The sequence below is a fragment of the Mesorhizobium sp. WSM3879 genome (genome assembly GCF_002294915.1).
GTDB lineage: Bacteria > Pseudomonadota > Alphaproteobacteria > Rhizobiales > Rhizobiaceae > Mesorhizobium.
This window is the reverse complement of record NZ_NSFZ01000006.1, coordinates 280,730-296,254: the sequence shown is the minus strand read 5'-3', so window position 1 is coordinate 296,254 and position 15,525 is coordinate 280,730. Positions and strand designations below refer to the sequence as shown.

Genomic DNA, 15,525 nt, shown 5'->3' with positions numbered 1-15,525 from the left:
AACTGACCTCCGGCAGCTCCGGCGACACGCTGCTCAGTTGATATCGACTCCCAGAATTGCGCAAGAGCAATTGGAAAAGCTGGTCCCGCGGCCAGGCTGGCGCGCTCGGCTTTGGCGCTCTGATGCTGCTCACACGAGCCAAGCCCTCGACGTCAGATTGAAGCATTGCAACTTGAGCCGGATTGGCTTGCTCGCAGTTCGCCTGGTTAGGCGAGTTTGGCGGTCGCCCACCCTGTCGACGGCCGGGCAACATCGCCCGGCGCGCTTGCAGGCGTGCTCATCATGGGCCTTCTACAGCAGTCGCATCTTGGGCGTGCTGGTCGCCCCCGGCGCGGTCTGGGGCGCCATCTACTACAAGCGCGAGCAGCGCGACTAGCGCGATCGCGACCGCTAGGGCCGCATCCTGACAACTGCACTGGGCGAACACGATTTTTTGTCCGTGGTTGCATTGTAACCAAATTGGTAACTGACTAAGTTACTGTGGTTACAAGGTTTTTCCCTACCACGGTTGAAAGATGCCCTACTGCGACGACTGCCTAACCCCTTTTCCCTTCGACAGCAGTGAAAGCTGCCGCTGCTCTTCCTGCCGCGACCGGCTCGCCGACCTCCAGGCGGCCGAAGCGGACATGGAAGCTGACGCACCAGCAGAAGGAGGCGCGATGCACTGAGAGAGGCAAACAATCCCTTCGATAGGGCGGCGGGAGGAAGTCCCGTCGCCCACCAACCCCTACCACAGAGACCAGAGACCATGACCGACAAGATGACTGAATACGAGTTCACCCTGCTCGACGGCAGCAAGCGCTACGAGTTCGTGAGCGAGCTTGGCGACGCGTTCGCCTTCCAGCGCATGCACAAGGCGCGATCCTTCAAGCCGGTGGACGCGCCCGACCTATGGGAGACCGCCGCCCGAGCCGCAGGTTGGGAACAGAGAGACAGCCATTTCACGCGCTGCGGTGTGTCGATTGCATACGTCGATTGGAAGACTCTTTGCATCGCAGAAGGGATCAGCCCATGAACGCGCTCATCCCGCGCAACACGATCGAGCAGATCGTCGCCTATCGGGACGCCGCGGTCGCGGCCTATCACGGGGCGTTCGCCTCAATGGAGCAAGCCGACCGGGAATTGAAGAAGGCGGCGGCGCTCTGGAAAGCGGCCGCCGGAGATCATGCCTGCTCTCGATACGGAGACCGCGACAACCACGAGGTCAGGGCATTTTTCGAAGCCGTCGATTTGCCAGACGCCGAGCAGTGGAAGCGCACAGCAATCCGCCTGATCGATATCTCGTGCTGGCATTACCTGGTCCAGATGACCGACCTCGAGATCCTGATGGACAAGCAGGCCAAGGACGAGCTGCGCGACACTCTCAGGTGGGTGCCGGAGCGCTACGACCACCGGCACGGCAACGGAAAGGAACTGGTCAATCTCGACGAGATCATGGGGATCCCGCCGGTGACCGTCGACAACGTGTACGCCACGATCGACAAGTGGGCCGGCGAATCCGAAATGATCTTCCGCCGGGGCATCGCCACGGCGTTTTCCAAGCTCGATCGCCGTTTCCGTTCGCACGACGGCTTCAAGGTCGGCAGCCGCATGATCCTGCCCTACGCCTTTGACCGCGACCACGGCAACGTAACGTGGGGCGGAACATGGGAGACGGTGCGCGATATCGAGCGGACGTTCTCAATCCTCGACGGCAAGAAGCCGACCTACAACAGCATCGAGAACCAGGTGCGAGCCGAGCGCAGGGGCTTTCAGCCTCAGCAGTCCGAACATCACGGCGAGTATTTCAGGATCGTCGCCTACAAGAACGGCAATGCCCATCTCTGGTTCACGCGTGACGACCTGGTGGAAAGGGTCAACAAGATGCTCGCCGAATACTACGGCGAGGTGATCGGCGACGGGCAGACCCAGGAACCCGACGACCTTTTCCGCAACCGGAAGACCACGCCGGCTAAGAACTTCGGTTTCTTCCCGACGCCCGACGCCGCGGCCGAGGAGTTGCTTAAGAGCATTCCCCTTCTCCAGCCTATCGAGAAGCCGCGCCTTCGGATCCTGGAGCCCAGCGCCGGCACCGGCAATCTGGCGCGCCGCTGCCTGACCGGCATCGAAGATTTCGCCGATCATTACGGATATGGGGACGAGGCCCGGATGGACCGCTGGCGCAAGGAATACCGCTTCGACAACCAGGTCGATTGCGTGGAGCTACAGCCAGCGCTTGCCGCCGCGCTCGAGGCGCAGGGCAAATACCGCAAGGTGTACGCCGCCGACTTCCTGGCGCTGCGCCCCTCCGTGACGGGAAAATACGATCGCATCATCATGAACCCGCCGTTCGACATGGAGCGCGATATCGACCATGTCGTGCACGCCCTCGACTTCCTGGAAGACGGCGGGTGCCTCGCGGCCATCATGTCGGCCGGCACCGAGTTTCGCGAAACTCGCAAGGCCATCGCTTTCCGGGCCTTGATCGAGAAGCTGAACGGCCAGTTCCGCGATCTGCCGCACGGATCCTTCGCCGAGGTCGGGACCTACGTGAACACCGTCACGGTCAAGCTATGGAAGGACGGCCGCAGAAATTACTTTTAGCTTGACCATATTGTAACCAAATTGGTTACATCATAGGATCGTTATCCCTACCACGGAGTCCAAAAGTGTTTCGCCCGTTACCAGAAGACGAGGAGGAGCGGCGGCGCCGGCTCCCCACCATCAGCCAGGCCCTCGACATGTGGTCGTCCTGGCATAGCGACTGGTCGCCCCTCGGCTGCACCGGGGATTACGCCCTGGACATGCGGCTCGCAGATGCATTCCGCAATCTGCTCTACCGGCCGGAGCTTCGCGACCGGCTTGACTGGATCGAGCGACAGCTACGCGAGCCCCGCCATCGTGCGGCCGACGACCGCTACCAGGCCGAGCTGATCAAGTGGTGGCTCGAATTGTTTGCCAGCGAGACGCTCCCCACCATCAACCAACGCCTCGAGGCACGAGAACTGCAATGCGCTTCATCCTGATCGATGCCACACTCCGGCGCGCCATCGACTACCAGACGCCGCGCCCTCTGGGGCACCAGCTCTTCTGCGAACTTCTTGAGAGCGACAGCCTCGACCGCGTGGAGTTGGCGCCGGGCCTGGACCTCTGGCTCTCAACCGGACCATGGCGAAGGACGTTCCAGTTTTTCCGCTCGGGCGCCGAGTTCGCGGGCAATGGGATCCTGGCAGGACGAACGCTGCTCGACGACGTCAAGAGCTTGCCGCGCGCCATCAGTTTCGAGACGGTGACGGCGTGGGTCAATTATCCCGAAGTGCGCTTCGAGGCGCCGCAGCCGCGCCGGAAATATCAAAGGCCGACCGGGTTGCCCCTGATCGGCCCTCCTCTCCATCCCTACCACAGGACAGCGCCCGAAGGCGCTGGAGAGAACCCATACCTAATGCAGATGTACGGGTGAGGCAACGTACCAAAATGGTAACACACAGTGTCATCTTGGTTGCTTGAGAAGTTCACCGGATTTACATTTGGACCTGTCCAAAGCCCTACCACCGAAAGAGTCGAAGATGCGCATTTTCACCAGCTCCTGGCTCACCAAGCTCCCGCCCGAAATCCAGAAAATCGGAGTGTCGAGGGGCACGCCGCGAGGATATCCGGCGGGCTACCGCAAAATGCCCGAACTCGCCCCAGGCGAATGGTTCAAGACCGCCAGCGAGCGCGAGTATAAGCAGCTCTACTTCGAAGGCCTCGACAGGCTCCATCCTGGCCGGATCGTCGCCAAGATGGAAGACCTCTCGGGCGGCAGGGACGTCGCCCTGCTCTGCTACGAGGCCCCGACCGACAACCAGTATTGCCATCGCGCCTACATCTCGGTCTGGCTGAAAGAAAAGCTCCGGCTCGAAGTGTTCGAACATGGCCTGGAGGCCGAGGGCTGCGGTTGGCACCATCCCAAGCTGCCGGCGCAATACCGCCTCCGCCAGCCGCCGCAGCCCCTCCAGGTCGCGTCCTACCTCGGCGCCGAGGCGCCCGACCGCCAGGGCCGCGTCTGGAAGGTGATCGGCATCAACCCGGAACACGTCGATCAGGCAATCGTGCAATCCGGCGACGACCAGCTCTCGATTTCCGGCGCCGTCCTGGAATCCCGCTTCAAGCAGGTGAACTGACCACCGCCGAAGTACTTGAAATTATTCGGCTTTTTGGCTTATGCCCACTTGTAACCGATTTGGTAACAGGCTAAGTTATTGAAGTAACTTAGAAATTCAGATCGGTGCAGCAGAAAGCCGTTTCCTTTCACCGCTGCAGCCTTCGCCGGAACTCCCCTTTCAGCAACGGGCCGGCGATTGGTGACTTCTCGTCAAACTGACCGGCCGAGTGAAATCGAACCGGGGACGGGCCAGGCCTAGCATAACCGCCGGAGCCGCACCGATCTGGGAAATCCCTACCACGGAGACCAGACATGAACCTCGAAATCGAAGCTCTGCGCCAGTCAGCCCCGAAGCTGCACGGCCGCGACGCGGAGTTCGCCGCATCCCTCCTGCACCAGTATGACAGCCGCTCGAGTCTCTCGGAGCGGCAGTGGCCCTGGGTGGCGACTTTGACCCAGCGCGCACAAGCCGGCGAGCCCGCGGCGCCAAAGGCCAAGGTCGGCTCGATGGATGGCCTGATCGCGCTGTTCGACACGGCGATCGCCAACAAGCTCAAGCATCCGAAGATCCGTTTCGACGTCAACGGCGAGACGGTCGTCCTTGCTCTCGCTGGGGAGCGTTCCTCTCACGCCGGCCAGATCAACGTCTCGTCGCCGGGCTCGTTCGAGAGCCGCGACTGGTACGGCCGCATCGACCGCAAGGGCGAGTTCACCCGCTCGCGTCGGTCGCCCGGTCCCGACGGCCCGGTCTCGGCTCTGACCGCTCTGGCCGAGAACCCTTCGAAGGCCGGCGCCGCCCACGGCAAGCGCACCGGCAACTGCTGTTTCTGCGCGATCGAGCTGACCGACCACCGCTCCATCGATGTCGGCGACGGGCCGGTTTGCGCCAAGCGCTGGGGACTGACGTGGGGTTGATCCCCGCGCCTTCCTCGAGACCCAACCCCCTACCACGGAGAAAGACAATGACCATCAACGTGACGCCGGCCGAGATGCTGGCGATCTGCAATGCTCTCGCCGCCTCGGGCAACCAGGCGCTTTCCGCCCGGCTGGCCGAGGATGCCGAGATGGGCGAGCCGAAGACCGGCTTCGACGAAGCGATCGAGAAGGCGCTGGCGCGCCGGTCGCACGACACCGCGAACCGCATCCGCGCCGAACGCCGCATCGCCCGCGCCCTGGTGAAGGCCTGCCTCGACCGGGGCTACCTGATTTCCGTCTACGACAGCGAGGATTGGGTGGTGAGGCGTTCCGACGACAAGGCGGCAATCATGCTGGCGCTGTTTTCGACCGACGAGGATGGCATCCATCTGCGAAGTCCCACCGGCGACAAGCTCGGCTGGTTCCAGCTGATCTATGGCAATTCGGGCTACGATGTCGTGTCCGACCATGCCGACAACGAAATCTGCAATGCGATCTGGGACGAGGTCATTTCGCCCTTGGCCGACAAGCTCGAAGGGGAAATGTGATGGACGCGATTTACATCAGCATCGCCGCCAAGGGCACGATGGAATCGCTGAACAGCGCCGCGCGAGGCAAGGGCGAAGTCGTGCTTTCGTTCTACGGCCCGAAGGGAGGGTCGCGGGCGTGTGAAACCCTCACGCTCGAGTCCGCCGCCACGCTTCGCGACGAGCTCGTCGAAAGGCTGGCCTTCGACCACGCCAGCAACACCGTCGACGCTCTGACTCAGGCCGAGTCGTTCATTTCCGGCTTCGAGAGTGATCCGCTGCAGAAGGGCGTCGGTGACATCCTGGCCAGCTTGCGCGCCGCGATCCCGCGCGAACAGGCGCGGCCGGACATCCTTGCGGCGCTCAAACTCTGCGTCATCCGAGACCCAAGCCTGAAAAGCAATGCGATGGTGACCGAAGCCATTGCCAAGGCCGAGCCGACGGCGGCCGCCACCAATCGTCCCGGCGATCAGGCCGCAATCTATGCCGAAGAGACCGGCGTCGACTACGCGGCCGCGCTCGTTCACTGCAATATAGACTGAGGGTGGCCGGCATGAACATCGACACACCACCACCGTCCAGCCGATCGTCGTCCCCTCTTCATATATTAGCGTGTACTAACTCTCTGCGTTCGGTTAAATTGCAGGGTGAGATACGAGCAGCCTAGAGGGGTGCAATGATCAAGCCGGGACGCATGTGGACGCTGTGGGTTTCGTGCGCCCTCCTGGCCCTGCCCGCGCAAGCGAGCAGCTTGGGGGATTTGGTCAAGGATGGCGACGTCGCGGCCGTGACCTCCGCCTTGGACAAAGGCGCAGATGTCAACGAAATCGACGGTGTTACGGCGCTCTACATCGCCTCCGAACGTGGAAATGTCGAGTTGGCAGCGCTGCTGATCAAGCGTGGGGCAGACGTCAACCTGCCTGTCAGTTGGCAAAGAACGCCACTCTACGCCGCCAATAAGGGTGGGCATGCTGCCATCGTCAAGCTGCTGCTAGACAACGGGGCCGATCCAAATCGGGTGGCGAAAGCGCAGACGCCGCTGCATGTTGCTGCCGAAAATGGCTGCCTTGAGTGCGTTATCCACCTTGTCGGCGCCGGAGCAGACGTCAACGCCCTGACGTCGAATGGAAGTCCGCCGATACATCTGGCCAAGGTCGGAGGCCACGAGGACGTCGCGGCGTACTTGCGCGATCATGGCGCCGCAAGACCGGCCATCGCGCCGATTTCCGCACTCCTTGCATCAGCAAACGCTCAATCGGGCAAAGAGATATACGACAGCACCTGCGTCGCCTGTCATCTTTCGCCGGGCGTCAAGGTGCCCAAAAAGGTCAATCTGTGGGGCATCGTCGGGCGCGAGAAAGGATCCCAAAGCGATGTCCAGTATTCGGCGGCTCTGAAAGACGCTGGCGGCAAATGGACCTTTGAGGAGCTCAATCTCTTCATCTCGAATCCCTCGCTCACGTTGCCCGGTACGGACATGTCTTTCCCGGGTTTGAAGGAGGGAAACAAGCGGGCGGACCTCATTGCCTACCTGCGGACCTTGAGTGATGCACCGCTGCCGCTCCCTTGACCGCTGTTGTTGGAAACTTTGATACCAGCCATGCTTCCGCTTCCCTGATCATCAGACGCCGAGGCAGGATTACCATTTTGCACGGCTTCGTTGCTGGCGGTCGCGCGCGCAAGCGGGGGGCCCGCTGATCGGAACTTTTCTTAGTAACCACTTGTATCCATATCGGTTACATACTAAGTTATTGATGTTGCTAGGAAATTCCCTACCACGGAGCCCGACCATGAAGAAGCGCATCCCCCTCAACCTTGTTATCCCGAACCTCGACCAGCCGCGCAAGCATTTCGACCCGGTGAAGCTTCGCGAGCTGGCTGAATCGATCCGCGAGCGCGGCCTTATCCAGGCCATCACGGTTCGCCCGGTTTTCCTGACCGACGGTCGAATCGAAGAAATCACATCGGAGAACATCGCAGAATGGAACACTTTGCTCGACCTCCAATCGAAGTCGTCGCCTACACGGTCGGCTTCATCGACGGAGAGGGAACGATCAGCGTCAAAGGCAACCGGTTCCGCGTCGTCGTCAGCCAGTCAGTCACAAACGACGGCGCAACGATCTGCCGATGGTTGCGAGACGCATGGTGCGTCGGCACCGTCGCTCCATCACACCGAGTCTTTCACGGGAAAACCTGGGAGCAATAGTTCTGGACCGTCGCGGCGGCGAGAGAGGTCAAGCACGTCATCGATTGTTGCCTTCCCTACTTCCACGTCAAACGAAGCGCGGCAGAGCAAGTCGGAGTTAGAGTCAACGACTTCCTCAACAACGGGCATCGGTGCCGGTGGTCGCCGGAGGAAATCAAATTTCTCGGAGATCAATGGTGGCGGCACGACGACTGGATCGGCGAACAGCTCAGACGAAGCGCTACAAGCGTCCGACAACGTCGAGCCCTCGGCCTCGCCAAGCCGCCGGGCGGTCTATGAGATCGTCGGTGGGGAGCGCCGCTGGCGCGCTCACCAGCTGATCGAGGCGGCCGACATTCTGTGCGAGGTCGTCAAGATCGACGACAACGAGATGGCGCTGCAGGCGATCGTGGAAAACCTCGCCCGCGCCGACATCAAGCCGCTGGAGGAAGCGCGGGCGTTTCACGCGATGATCGACCGCGGCTGGACGGTCGAGCAGCTGGCGAAGGACATCGGCGTCCAGCCGACGCGCATCAAGGCCCGCACGGCGCTGCTTAATCTGGACGAGACGATCCAGAAGCTGGTCGATAGCGGTGCCTTCCCGCTCGGCCATGCAAACGACCTCGTCGACCTCCCCACGGCCGATCAGGTCAACATCGTGAAGCTGTTCTCCAGCGGCAAGCTGAAAGACTGGTCGAGCATCAAGGCGGCGGCGCAAGCCGTCCGCGACAGGATCGAGCAGGGCTGCATGTTCGACGACGACAGGCCGGAGCCGTCGAAGGACGATATCGCCGCCATGAGCAGGATGGAGAAGACGGTCGAGCGGATCATCGCCGCGATCGCCGGCGGCTTCAAGGACGGCGAGTGCATCGTCTTGAAGTCGGTCGATCCCACCAAGGCCGACAAATGGGCGGACACGCTGGCGGCGGCGTCGCGCTCCATCCGTTCGATGGAGTCGCAGCTGCGCCAGGCACATGCCCGCACCATGCTGATGTAGAATCCGGGTCGGCCGCTTCCCCCTCGGCCGACTTGGTAGGGAGGCCGTCGCGACTGGTCCTCGCGGCGGCCGTTTTTTGCGTAGCGGCCCGTGGAAGCGACCCTACTCCCCAACCCCGCCGCGCGCGTCCTGGCTAGCCCTGTGGCCGCTGGCGCCTTATTCGCGATCTTGGCATCCCTGATTTGCGCACCGAGTGCAGCGCTCGTTGCATCCGTAACGGCGGGAACCGACCTGCGCGCTGAGCGATGGCGACCGGTCAAATACTTGTGTCTTGCGCTCATTCACCGAGCATCGTTTTTGAACTGGCCTTGACATTCCGCAGAGAGGCGATCAGCCAATATGGACGGCCTGAAATGACTAATCCGGAAAGGCACAAAGTAATAATACTGGCTGCAACCTGCGCCGGAATATCAATTGCAACTTCCTTTTCCCACGCGCTTGCAGGCGATTTCATTATAACAGAGCAAGAGACGTGTGCAGCAGTCGGTGATCTCGCCGCGAAGCGACAGGAATGGGAAAATGACGCTACCTTAGGCAAGCCGTCGGCGCTCAACAATCTCGGGTTTTTGTACCTGATGGGGTGCGGCGTGAAGCAGGACGCGGAGCGCGGAAGGGAATACCTTGAGCAGGCCGCCGACAAGGGCGACGCGCAAGCGGAACACAATCTGGGCTACCTCTATGATAAGGGCGGCATCGGCGTGGCTCAAAACAGCGCTCTCGCCTTTGCATGGTATACCAAGTCGGCGGCCAAGGGATTTGCTCAATCGGAATTGAGCCTGGCCACAATGTATCGGAATGGCCAAGTAGGACCAAAGGATCCGGTCCGGGCCGTCGAACTCCTCCGCCAGGCGGCGGGCCAAGGGTTTGCCCCTGCCCAATTTCAGCTCGGCGCAGTCTATGAGAGCGGCGAAGGCATTGAGAGAGATTATGCGCAAGCGATGATGTTGTATCAGAAAGCGGCAGCCCAGAACGATCCCACGGCGCTGGCGGCAATTGGCTATTTGTATGAGTATGCCCGGGGTGTCCCACAGGACTTCGTCGCTGCCATGCGCTGGTATCGGGCTGCCGCCGCGGTAGGCAACCCCATCGGGGAAAACAATCTAGGCGGACTTTATGACAGCGGTAAAGGCGTCGCACCCGATGCCGCACAGGCCGCCATTTGGTTCGCAAAGGCGGCAGCGCAAGGACTACCTGCGGCCAATACCAATCTTGGCGCCCTCTACGCCTCCGGTCGCGGCGTCGTCCAGGATTATCAGCGTGCCGTTAGGTTGTTTGAAGTCGCGGCGGAAAAGGGAGAGGCCCAAGGGCAACAGAATCTCGGGGTCAGCTACCTGAACGGAAAGGGCGTCCCACAGAGCGACACCGAGGCCTTTTTTTGGTTTAGAAAGGCGGCCGAGCAAAATCATGCTGGAGCCCAGCACAATTTGGGACTCATGTATGCGACGGGTCGTGGCACTGCTGTCAATTTCCCGGAGGCCTTTGCCTGGCTGAAGAAAAGCGCCGACTTGGGCAATGCAGTCGCGCTTAACGACTTGGGTAATCTCTACGAGAAAGGTTTGGGGGTAGAAGCGGACCGTTCGAAAGCACTCGAACTGTACAGAAGGTCGGCCGCACTTGGCGTCGCAAAAGCTAAAGAAAACCTGCAAAGATTGCTCAAATAACCTGTGATCCTCAGATCACCGTCGGGGGAAGTCGCCCCCGGCAATTCTACACCTTGCCGCACGCGTCCTGACCGTCCTCTGTGGCCGCTGCCGCCTCATTCGCGATCTCGCTTTCCCTCAATTTTGCGCACCGGGCGCAGCGCTCGTTGCATCCTGCATCGAACAGGAATCCCGCCGGCGCATCCTGGCTCCCGCAGAGTGAGGTCGCGAGCCCTGCGCCCTCGCGCCGGAAGAAGTGGGCTTTGCTCCCTTCGAAGGCTTTGCGCGCCCAACCTTCGCGGAAGCCTTTCAGTGTCGGCGTGATGGTCATGGCACACGCCTTTCCACCGGTATCATTCGGCCCTTGCGGAAGATGCGCTCGGCCGCGTCGCGGGCCGTGGAGATGGTTTCGCCGTCCCGCCTTAAATGCCCATTGAAGTAGCGCAACAGGTGATCCGTGACCGCCTTCTGCGCCTCCAGTTCGGTCTCAAACACCTTCGGATGGCCCTTGTCGCCGAGTACCGGCTCGGCCTTGCCATCCTCGGCAAAGCGCAGCATCGCGTGGTGCCCGCCAGCGACCGGAACGGTGAAGCCCGCGAAATGGTTCAAAGCATGCTCTCCTGACGATTGGATGCGAGCAGATAGTCTTTCCAGTCGACGCGGATTGTGATGGTCGGCCCGGCGTAACTGCCATTCTGGTCCATCTCCCAGACGAACCATGCCAGGTTCATGCGGCTGCTGGACTCGTTGCCGTCCCAGCCGTCGCGATGCATCATCGGAAGGCGCCGCGTGAAAGCGTAGACCCGGGCCGGCTTGCATTCGTCCATTGCGTAATTGCGGTCGGCATCATCGAAGCCGCAGAAGAAATTCAGGTTGAGCAGCAGCGCCATCTTGCGCGGACGATCGCGCAGCGCATGCGCGACGAAGGCGTTGAGCGCAGGGCCATAGGGCGGATTTGTCGCGATGTCGGGTCCGAAAGTATACCAGCCACCGCCGCCCAGCTCGCTCGCGAGAACTTCGGGCGTGCTCGTCAGGAAATCCTCGACGCGCTGCAAAACGCCCAACGCGGTCACGGTTCCATAGTCCACCAGGTCGGAAATCTCGACCTCGTAGCCGGCCGCCTCGAGCATCTTCACGATGGCGCCGCGGCCGCAGGCCTTCACCGTAGGCGAGAACGACTCGAGCGCGAGCAGCGCATGCATCGCCTCCGGGCATGTCTCGTAGAGATTGTTGCCGCGCTCGGCGGCCGTGGCGGTGTCCGTGCCGATCGCCACGCGCAAGTTGGCCCGGCTCGGCTCGAGCCCGGCGGCCACGCGGCCGGCGATCGCGCGCTCCACGATCCCAGGATCCCGCCGCTCGGCATCGGCCAGCTTGCGCGCGTCGTGGATTTCCTTGCGGGTGAGCCCGGCTTCAGCTGCGGTGAAACCGTTCCCCTCTGGAACGGTTTTCGGTCTGCCGCCCTTCGAAGCTTCCCCTCTTTCCTGGGCGGCAGTCCATTCGGTGGCAATCGTGATCTTCGCGCGCGTTTCGATCAGCAGCGCGTCACCCTGGAGCCGGCGCGCCTTTCGGATCAGATGCTCGCCGGCATGGAAGCGGGTGGCGTAGCTCCCTGCCGCCTTCGCCTGGTCATAGGCGCCAGCGGCCAGCATGCGCGCCGATGCGACGTCGCCGTCGTCGAACAGCATCCGAGCTCGCTCGATGACATGAGCGAGTCCGGAATCGTCCAAGGGGACAACCGCCTCCATGGGTTACGCCATTTCGGACAGCTTGGCCCGGGCCGGATCGAGCACCTCGAGTGTCGTCCTGATCTGGTGGAGATCCGCGTCGGTTTCAGCGTGGCAGTTATCGCGTACCATCTTCGCGAGAGCGACGACGCGCTCAAACTCTGCCGTGGCGGCCGCCTTCACCCCCTCCAGCTCGGTTTCCTTGCGCCGCATCTGATCGACGAAGCGCTTGAGCGTTTTGCCTGTGTTGGCGATCATCGAGCGGACCGACGGCGGAGCGTCCTGCTCCAGCTGTTCCTCCAGGGCGCTCGAAATATCCTCCTCAGTCACTAGGGGCGTTTGCACTGCTGGCATGTCCATTTCAGTTGATCCTCAGGTAGATGCCGCGACACGACACGCGCGGAATTGCGCGGCCGCGAAGACGGCGGATGAAACGGGAGAGGCGGGCGATCATTGCGCTTGCTCGCCGTATTGCTCGGCGACGATGACGCCGACGATCTCGTCGACGTAGTCGTCGCTCCACCACTTGCCTTTCTTGGCGCCGATCACCTGGCCCTGCGCCGAGCGCGGAGCGCGGTAGGCCAAACATTTGCCGAGCCCGACTCGACGTGCATCAGGAAAGCCGATCATCAACGCTTCCATGGCGATATGCCGCGAGCGCATGCCGAGTTCGCCGGCGCACAGAGCAAACGGGTCCTCTCGGTGCGGCCGGCAGGCCATAACGATGGCAAGGGCGATCTGGTCGGCTGTCGGGAACATCAGATGATCCCCGCCGCAAAGCGGTCGGCAGCGCGAATGGCTTGACCTACGAGCATGTGCATCATCTCGGATTGCGACCAAACGGGAGACCTAAGGGATGCGGCCTCGGCCAGGATCAGGCCGTGAAGCACGTCGAGACTTGCCCGGTACCAGTGCTGGCCAAGATGGCAGTTGGCGAGAGTCCGCTCGGCACCCAGCACGATGGTGCGCGCCACGGCGAGCCCCGGCGTCCAGACGACGTGCGCGAAATGAAGCCTCTCCCACCGGCCGGGCTGGAGCTGCGGGAGATGCGCCTCGATGTTTTCGGCCGTCGCAAGCCGGAAGACGCCCGGGTCAGCCTCAAAGCCGACGGCGCAGATCGCGGCATGGCCGGCGTTCTTGCGCCGATCGACCAGGTTCCGCGGCATCGCGATGTCAACCGGCATTGTTTTCCTGCTCCTCGCGCCGGCGACGTTTTTCCTCGCGCTTGCGTTCCCTTCGAAGCTGGTCGATCTCCCGAACGGTCTTGCGCCGGAAACTGCGGCTGGTGCGAACCAGGCCGAACTCCTTTTCGATGCCGACTAGGATTTGGCCCAGGACCCGGCTCTTGACGTCGTGCAGCGCCTGCCGCGACATGACCTCGACGCGGTGCCGGTCCCAGACGCGCGTGCAGAACTTGACACCGTGGCCGCCGGCATGCGCCAAGAACGTGCGCTTGTAGCGCTGCGCATCCTGCCCTTGCCGCCCTGCCCGCACGAAGCGGAGAAGGTCCATGATGTCGACCATACGGTCGGCGGCCGACTGGTGAACCACGATGCGAACTTCCGTGGTGTCGTACTGTGGCATTCCGTCGGCCATGCGCGACAGCTCGCGCACATAGGCTTGATGCTCGGTCTCTCGCGACGACGGCATGGCCGATCCGACCTTGGAGACCATGCGGCGTTCGACGTCGGGCATGTTTCGGGCCGTGTCGACGGCGTCGGCAAACAGTATCCAGAGCAGGTCGCGCGGTGTGGGCAGGCCACGCTTGTTCTTGGTGAAGAAGATGTCCTCGGCATGCCGCATGTGCTCGATGAAGCGGTCAATCCGCTTCTCCAGCTCGGCGGGCGTATCGAGGAAAAGGCGCTTCATTTTCATCATGCACGACCCGCCGAAGCAGTATCCGTTACGGTTCCAGATGTTGCCATTTTGGTTACACTTTGGGCAAGCGAAAGATCGCTCGGCCACCGTGTTTTGCGTAGGATGCGACGACACTTAATCGTGCTTTGCACGCCCGGCTCACCATAGTGGCGGCGGATCGAGCCCAGCCATGCGCCCCACTCGGGCCGCTCGGGCGTGATCACGAAATCCCCGTCCTTGTCGATGGGTGGCGCGCCATGGAACTCGAGGAAGAGCTGCTTTTTCAGGAAGGGGATCATTAGGGGCTTTTCCTTCCGAAGGATCATGGTCGTTCGATAGGTCTCCGCCGTCGCAATCGCCAGCGCCTTGCCGTCAGCTTCAAGGCTTGCGAACGTCTTCGCAGCCGCTTCCCGGCTGTCCGGTCGCATCTTCTCTGGCCATGAGGACCACAGCATATCGAAATCCCCTCCGCCCGGCGCGTCAGCGCGCCCTGGAGGTTCTCTTACTGGTTCCCTTACAGGGTTAGTGTCCGGATTCCGGACACGGCTATAGACATTTTCCGGACACGGCTCGCCCTCTTTTCCGGACTCGGCGCCGTGTCCAGATTCCGGACTCGGCTCCACCACATCTTGTGCCGTGACGAAATCGGCCTCGAATGCGAACCGATAGCGCGTGTTCTCCTGCTGTTTGGTGCGGGGGTTGATATGCTGCTCCCGGCGAATTAGGCCGGTCAGCTCCAGGATCTTGAGATGCTCATTGAGCGCAGAGCGCGACATCTCGCAGTCATAGGCGAGCTTGTCTTGGGACGGGAAGCAGCCAAGGTCGGGGTTGTGGCGGTCGCAGAGATGCCAGAGGACGATGCGCGTGGCAGGTTTGAGCCCGCGCTGGGTTATGGCCCAATTTGTGGCGGCATGGCTCATGCTGGCAGTGCCTCAACTGCCGCGACCGCGGTTTCGACCGGGCAACTATACCACTCGCCAGACAGGCGCCATTTGGCCAGGGCAATGTGGGTGAGCCGCTCAGCGTCCTGATGGTCTGCGAAGTGCCGCTGGAACACCACCACCGCTTTGATGGCCTTGTTGCGATTGACGGCCTTGCAGCGGCGGGTGGGATCGGTCGACATCCCGATCTTGACCCCGCCGAGCTCAGCCGTCATCACATACACGAAGCCCGGATCCTCGCAGACCGGTCTCGGGCCATGCTTACGAATTATCGTCATGTCGCTCTCTCAACTGCGAGGAGCGGCAATCCTACAAGCTACAAATGGTATTGCCGTTCAATCTGGTAGTTCATTGCCTATCCGATCGAGGCCAATACAGCCGACAGGATTTGTTTAGTCATGCTCGGGCCGGCGGTTTCCCCCAGATATGCTGCCGCTGCCACAAGATGCACCGTAGCAGCTCGCTCGGCCGCAGCTGATCCGATGTTTCTTGCTGTTTGGCAAAACTCAGCCATCACTTTCTTTACTTCGCCGTTTACCACCTGCCCGCCCTCTGTCTGCTTCATTTTTATTAAACCTCCTCGGAATGTTTCAGTCTGAAACATTACGTGCGGACA

The 15,525-nt window shown here is 61.7% G+C and carries 21 protein-coding genes; 11 read left to right on the top strand and 10 right to left on the bottom strand.

Annotated features, from left to right (window positions below):
* Positions 1–748: 748 nt before the first annotated feature.
* From CK218_RS16550 to CK218_RS16500, 11 genes are all read left to right on the top strand, one after another.
* Positions 749–1,015, top strand: a complete 267-nt coding sequence (locus CK218_RS16550) for a hypothetical protein (protein WP_095828314.1) — start codon at positions 749–751, stop codon at positions 1,013–1,015.
* Positions 1,012–2,583 (top strand): DUF4942 domain-containing protein, encoded by a 1,572-nt coding sequence (locus CK218_RS16545; protein WP_095828313.1) that lies wholly within the window; start codon positions 1,012–1,014, stop codon positions 2,581–2,583. The genes CK218_RS16550 and CK218_RS16545 overlap by 4 nt, the downstream gene beginning before the upstream one ends.
* Before the next feature lie 65 nt (positions 2,584–2,648).
* Positions 2,649–3,005, top strand: a complete 357-nt coding sequence (locus tag CK218_RS16540; protein ID WP_066993672.1) for a hypothetical protein — start codon at positions 2,649–2,651, stop codon at positions 3,003–3,005.
* Positions 2,990–3,439: a hypothetical protein gene (locus CK218_RS16535; RefSeq protein ID WP_066993673.1), complete on the top strand. Its 450-nt coding sequence runs from the start codon at positions 2,990–2,992 to the stop codon at positions 3,437–3,439. Before CK218_RS16540 ends, CK218_RS16535 begins: the two co-directional genes overlap by 16 nt.
* A gap of 211 nt (positions 3,440–3,650) precedes the next feature.
* A complete protein-coding gene (locus CK218_RS16530; protein ID WP_156752619.1) occupies positions 3,651–4,142 on the top strand; it encodes a hypothetical protein in 492 nt (163 codons plus the stop codon).
* A gap of 293 nt (positions 4,143–4,435) precedes the next feature.
* A complete protein-coding gene (locus tag CK218_RS16525; RefSeq protein ID WP_095828312.1) occupies positions 4,436–5,038 on the top strand; it encodes a DUF6011 domain-containing protein in 603 nt (200 codons plus the stop codon).
* 47 nt (positions 5,039–5,085) lie between these two features.
* The gene (locus tag CK218_RS16520) at positions 5,086–5,586 is read left to right on the top strand and encodes a hypothetical protein (RefSeq protein WP_082980420.1); all 501 of its coding nucleotides are present in this window, start codon (positions 5,086–5,088) and stop codon (positions 5,584–5,586) included.
* Entirely contained in the window at positions 5,586–6,107 is a 522-nt protein-coding gene (locus tag CK218_RS16515) for a hypothetical protein (RefSeq protein ID WP_066993681.1), read from the top strand. The genes CK218_RS16520 and CK218_RS16515 overlap by 1 nt, the downstream gene beginning before the upstream one ends.
* A 134-nt stretch (positions 6,108–6,241) precedes the next feature.
* Positions 6,242–7,135, top strand: coding sequence for an ankyrin repeat domain-containing protein (locus tag CK218_RS16510; protein ID WP_066993683.1), 894 nt, complete (start codon positions 6,242–6,244; stop codon positions 7,133–7,135).
* Positions 7,136–7,355: 220 nt separating this feature from the next.
* On the top strand, positions 7,356–8,747 hold the full coding sequence (locus tag CK218_RS16505; RefSeq protein WP_179294525.1) for a ParB/RepB/Spo0J family partition protein: 1,392 nt from the start codon (positions 7,356–7,358) through the stop codon (positions 8,745–8,747).
* Positions 8,748–8,992: 245 nt separating this feature from the next.
* The gene (locus CK218_RS16500; RefSeq protein ID WP_095828310.1) at positions 8,993–10,408 is read left to right on the top strand and encodes an SEL1-like repeat protein; all 1,416 of its coding nucleotides are present in this window, start codon (positions 8,993–8,995) and stop codon (positions 10,406–10,408) included.
* A 46-nt stretch (positions 10,409–10,454) separates the two neighbouring features.
* On the opposite strand, the gene CK218_RS16495 is transcribed toward CK218_RS16500, so the two are convergent.
* The 10 genes from CK218_RS16495 to CK218_RS16450 all read right to left on the bottom strand — a co-directional run bounded on the left by CK218_RS16495 (position 10,455) and on the right by CK218_RS16450 (position 15,474).
* A complete protein-coding gene (locus CK218_RS16495; protein WP_066993693.1) occupies positions 10,455–10,718 on the bottom strand; it encodes a hypothetical protein in 264 nt (87 codons plus the stop codon).
* Positions 10,715–10,996: a hypothetical protein gene (locus tag CK218_RS16490; RefSeq protein WP_066993696.1), complete on the bottom strand. Its 282-nt coding sequence runs from the start codon at positions 10,994–10,996 to the stop codon at positions 10,715–10,717. Before CK218_RS16490 ends, CK218_RS16495 begins: the two co-directional genes overlap by 4 nt.
* Positions 10,993–12,072, bottom strand: a complete 1,080-nt coding sequence (locus tag CK218_RS16485; protein ID WP_245435061.1) for an SAM-dependent methyltransferase — start codon at positions 12,070–12,072, stop codon at positions 10,993–10,995. The genes CK218_RS16490 and CK218_RS16485 overlap by 4 nt, the downstream gene beginning before the upstream one ends.
* A 63-nt stretch (positions 12,073–12,135) precedes the next feature.
* Positions 12,136–12,471, bottom strand: coding sequence for a hypothetical protein (locus tag CK218_RS16480; protein WP_066993699.1), 336 nt, complete (start codon positions 12,469–12,471; stop codon positions 12,136–12,138).
* Between the two features lie 90 nt (positions 12,472–12,561).
* Positions 12,562–12,870 carry a hypothetical protein gene (locus CK218_RS16475; protein ID WP_066993702.1) on the bottom strand — a complete coding sequence of 103 codons (309 nt, stop codon included), beginning with the start codon at positions 12,868–12,870 and terminating at the stop codon, positions 12,562–12,564.
* Positions 12,870–13,295, bottom strand: coding sequence for a hypothetical protein (locus tag CK218_RS16470; RefSeq protein WP_066993707.1), 426 nt, complete (start codon positions 13,293–13,295; stop codon positions 12,870–12,872). The genes CK218_RS16475 and CK218_RS16470 overlap by 1 nt, the downstream gene beginning before the upstream one ends.
* Positions 13,285–13,980, bottom strand: coding sequence for a hypothetical protein (locus CK218_RS16465; RefSeq protein ID WP_143749650.1), 696 nt, complete (start codon positions 13,978–13,980; stop codon positions 13,285–13,287). Before CK218_RS16465 ends, CK218_RS16470 begins: the two co-directional genes overlap by 11 nt.
* Before the next feature lie 5 nt (positions 13,981–13,985).
* Entirely contained in the window at positions 13,986–14,888 is a 903-nt protein-coding gene (locus CK218_RS16460) for a helix-turn-helix domain-containing protein (RefSeq protein WP_095828308.1), read from the bottom strand.
* Complete coding sequence (locus CK218_RS16455; RefSeq protein WP_179294524.1) at positions 14,885–15,133, bottom strand: GIY-YIG nuclease family protein; 249 nt, start codon at positions 15,131–15,133, stop codon at positions 14,885–14,887. Before CK218_RS16455 ends, CK218_RS16460 begins: the two co-directional genes overlap by 4 nt.
* A gap of 131 nt (positions 15,134–15,264) precedes the next feature.
* Positions 15,265–15,474, bottom strand: a complete 210-nt coding sequence (locus tag CK218_RS16450) for a hypothetical protein (RefSeq protein ID WP_066993719.1) — start codon at positions 15,472–15,474, stop codon at positions 15,265–15,267.
* Positions 15,475–15,525 lie beyond the last annotated feature (51 nt).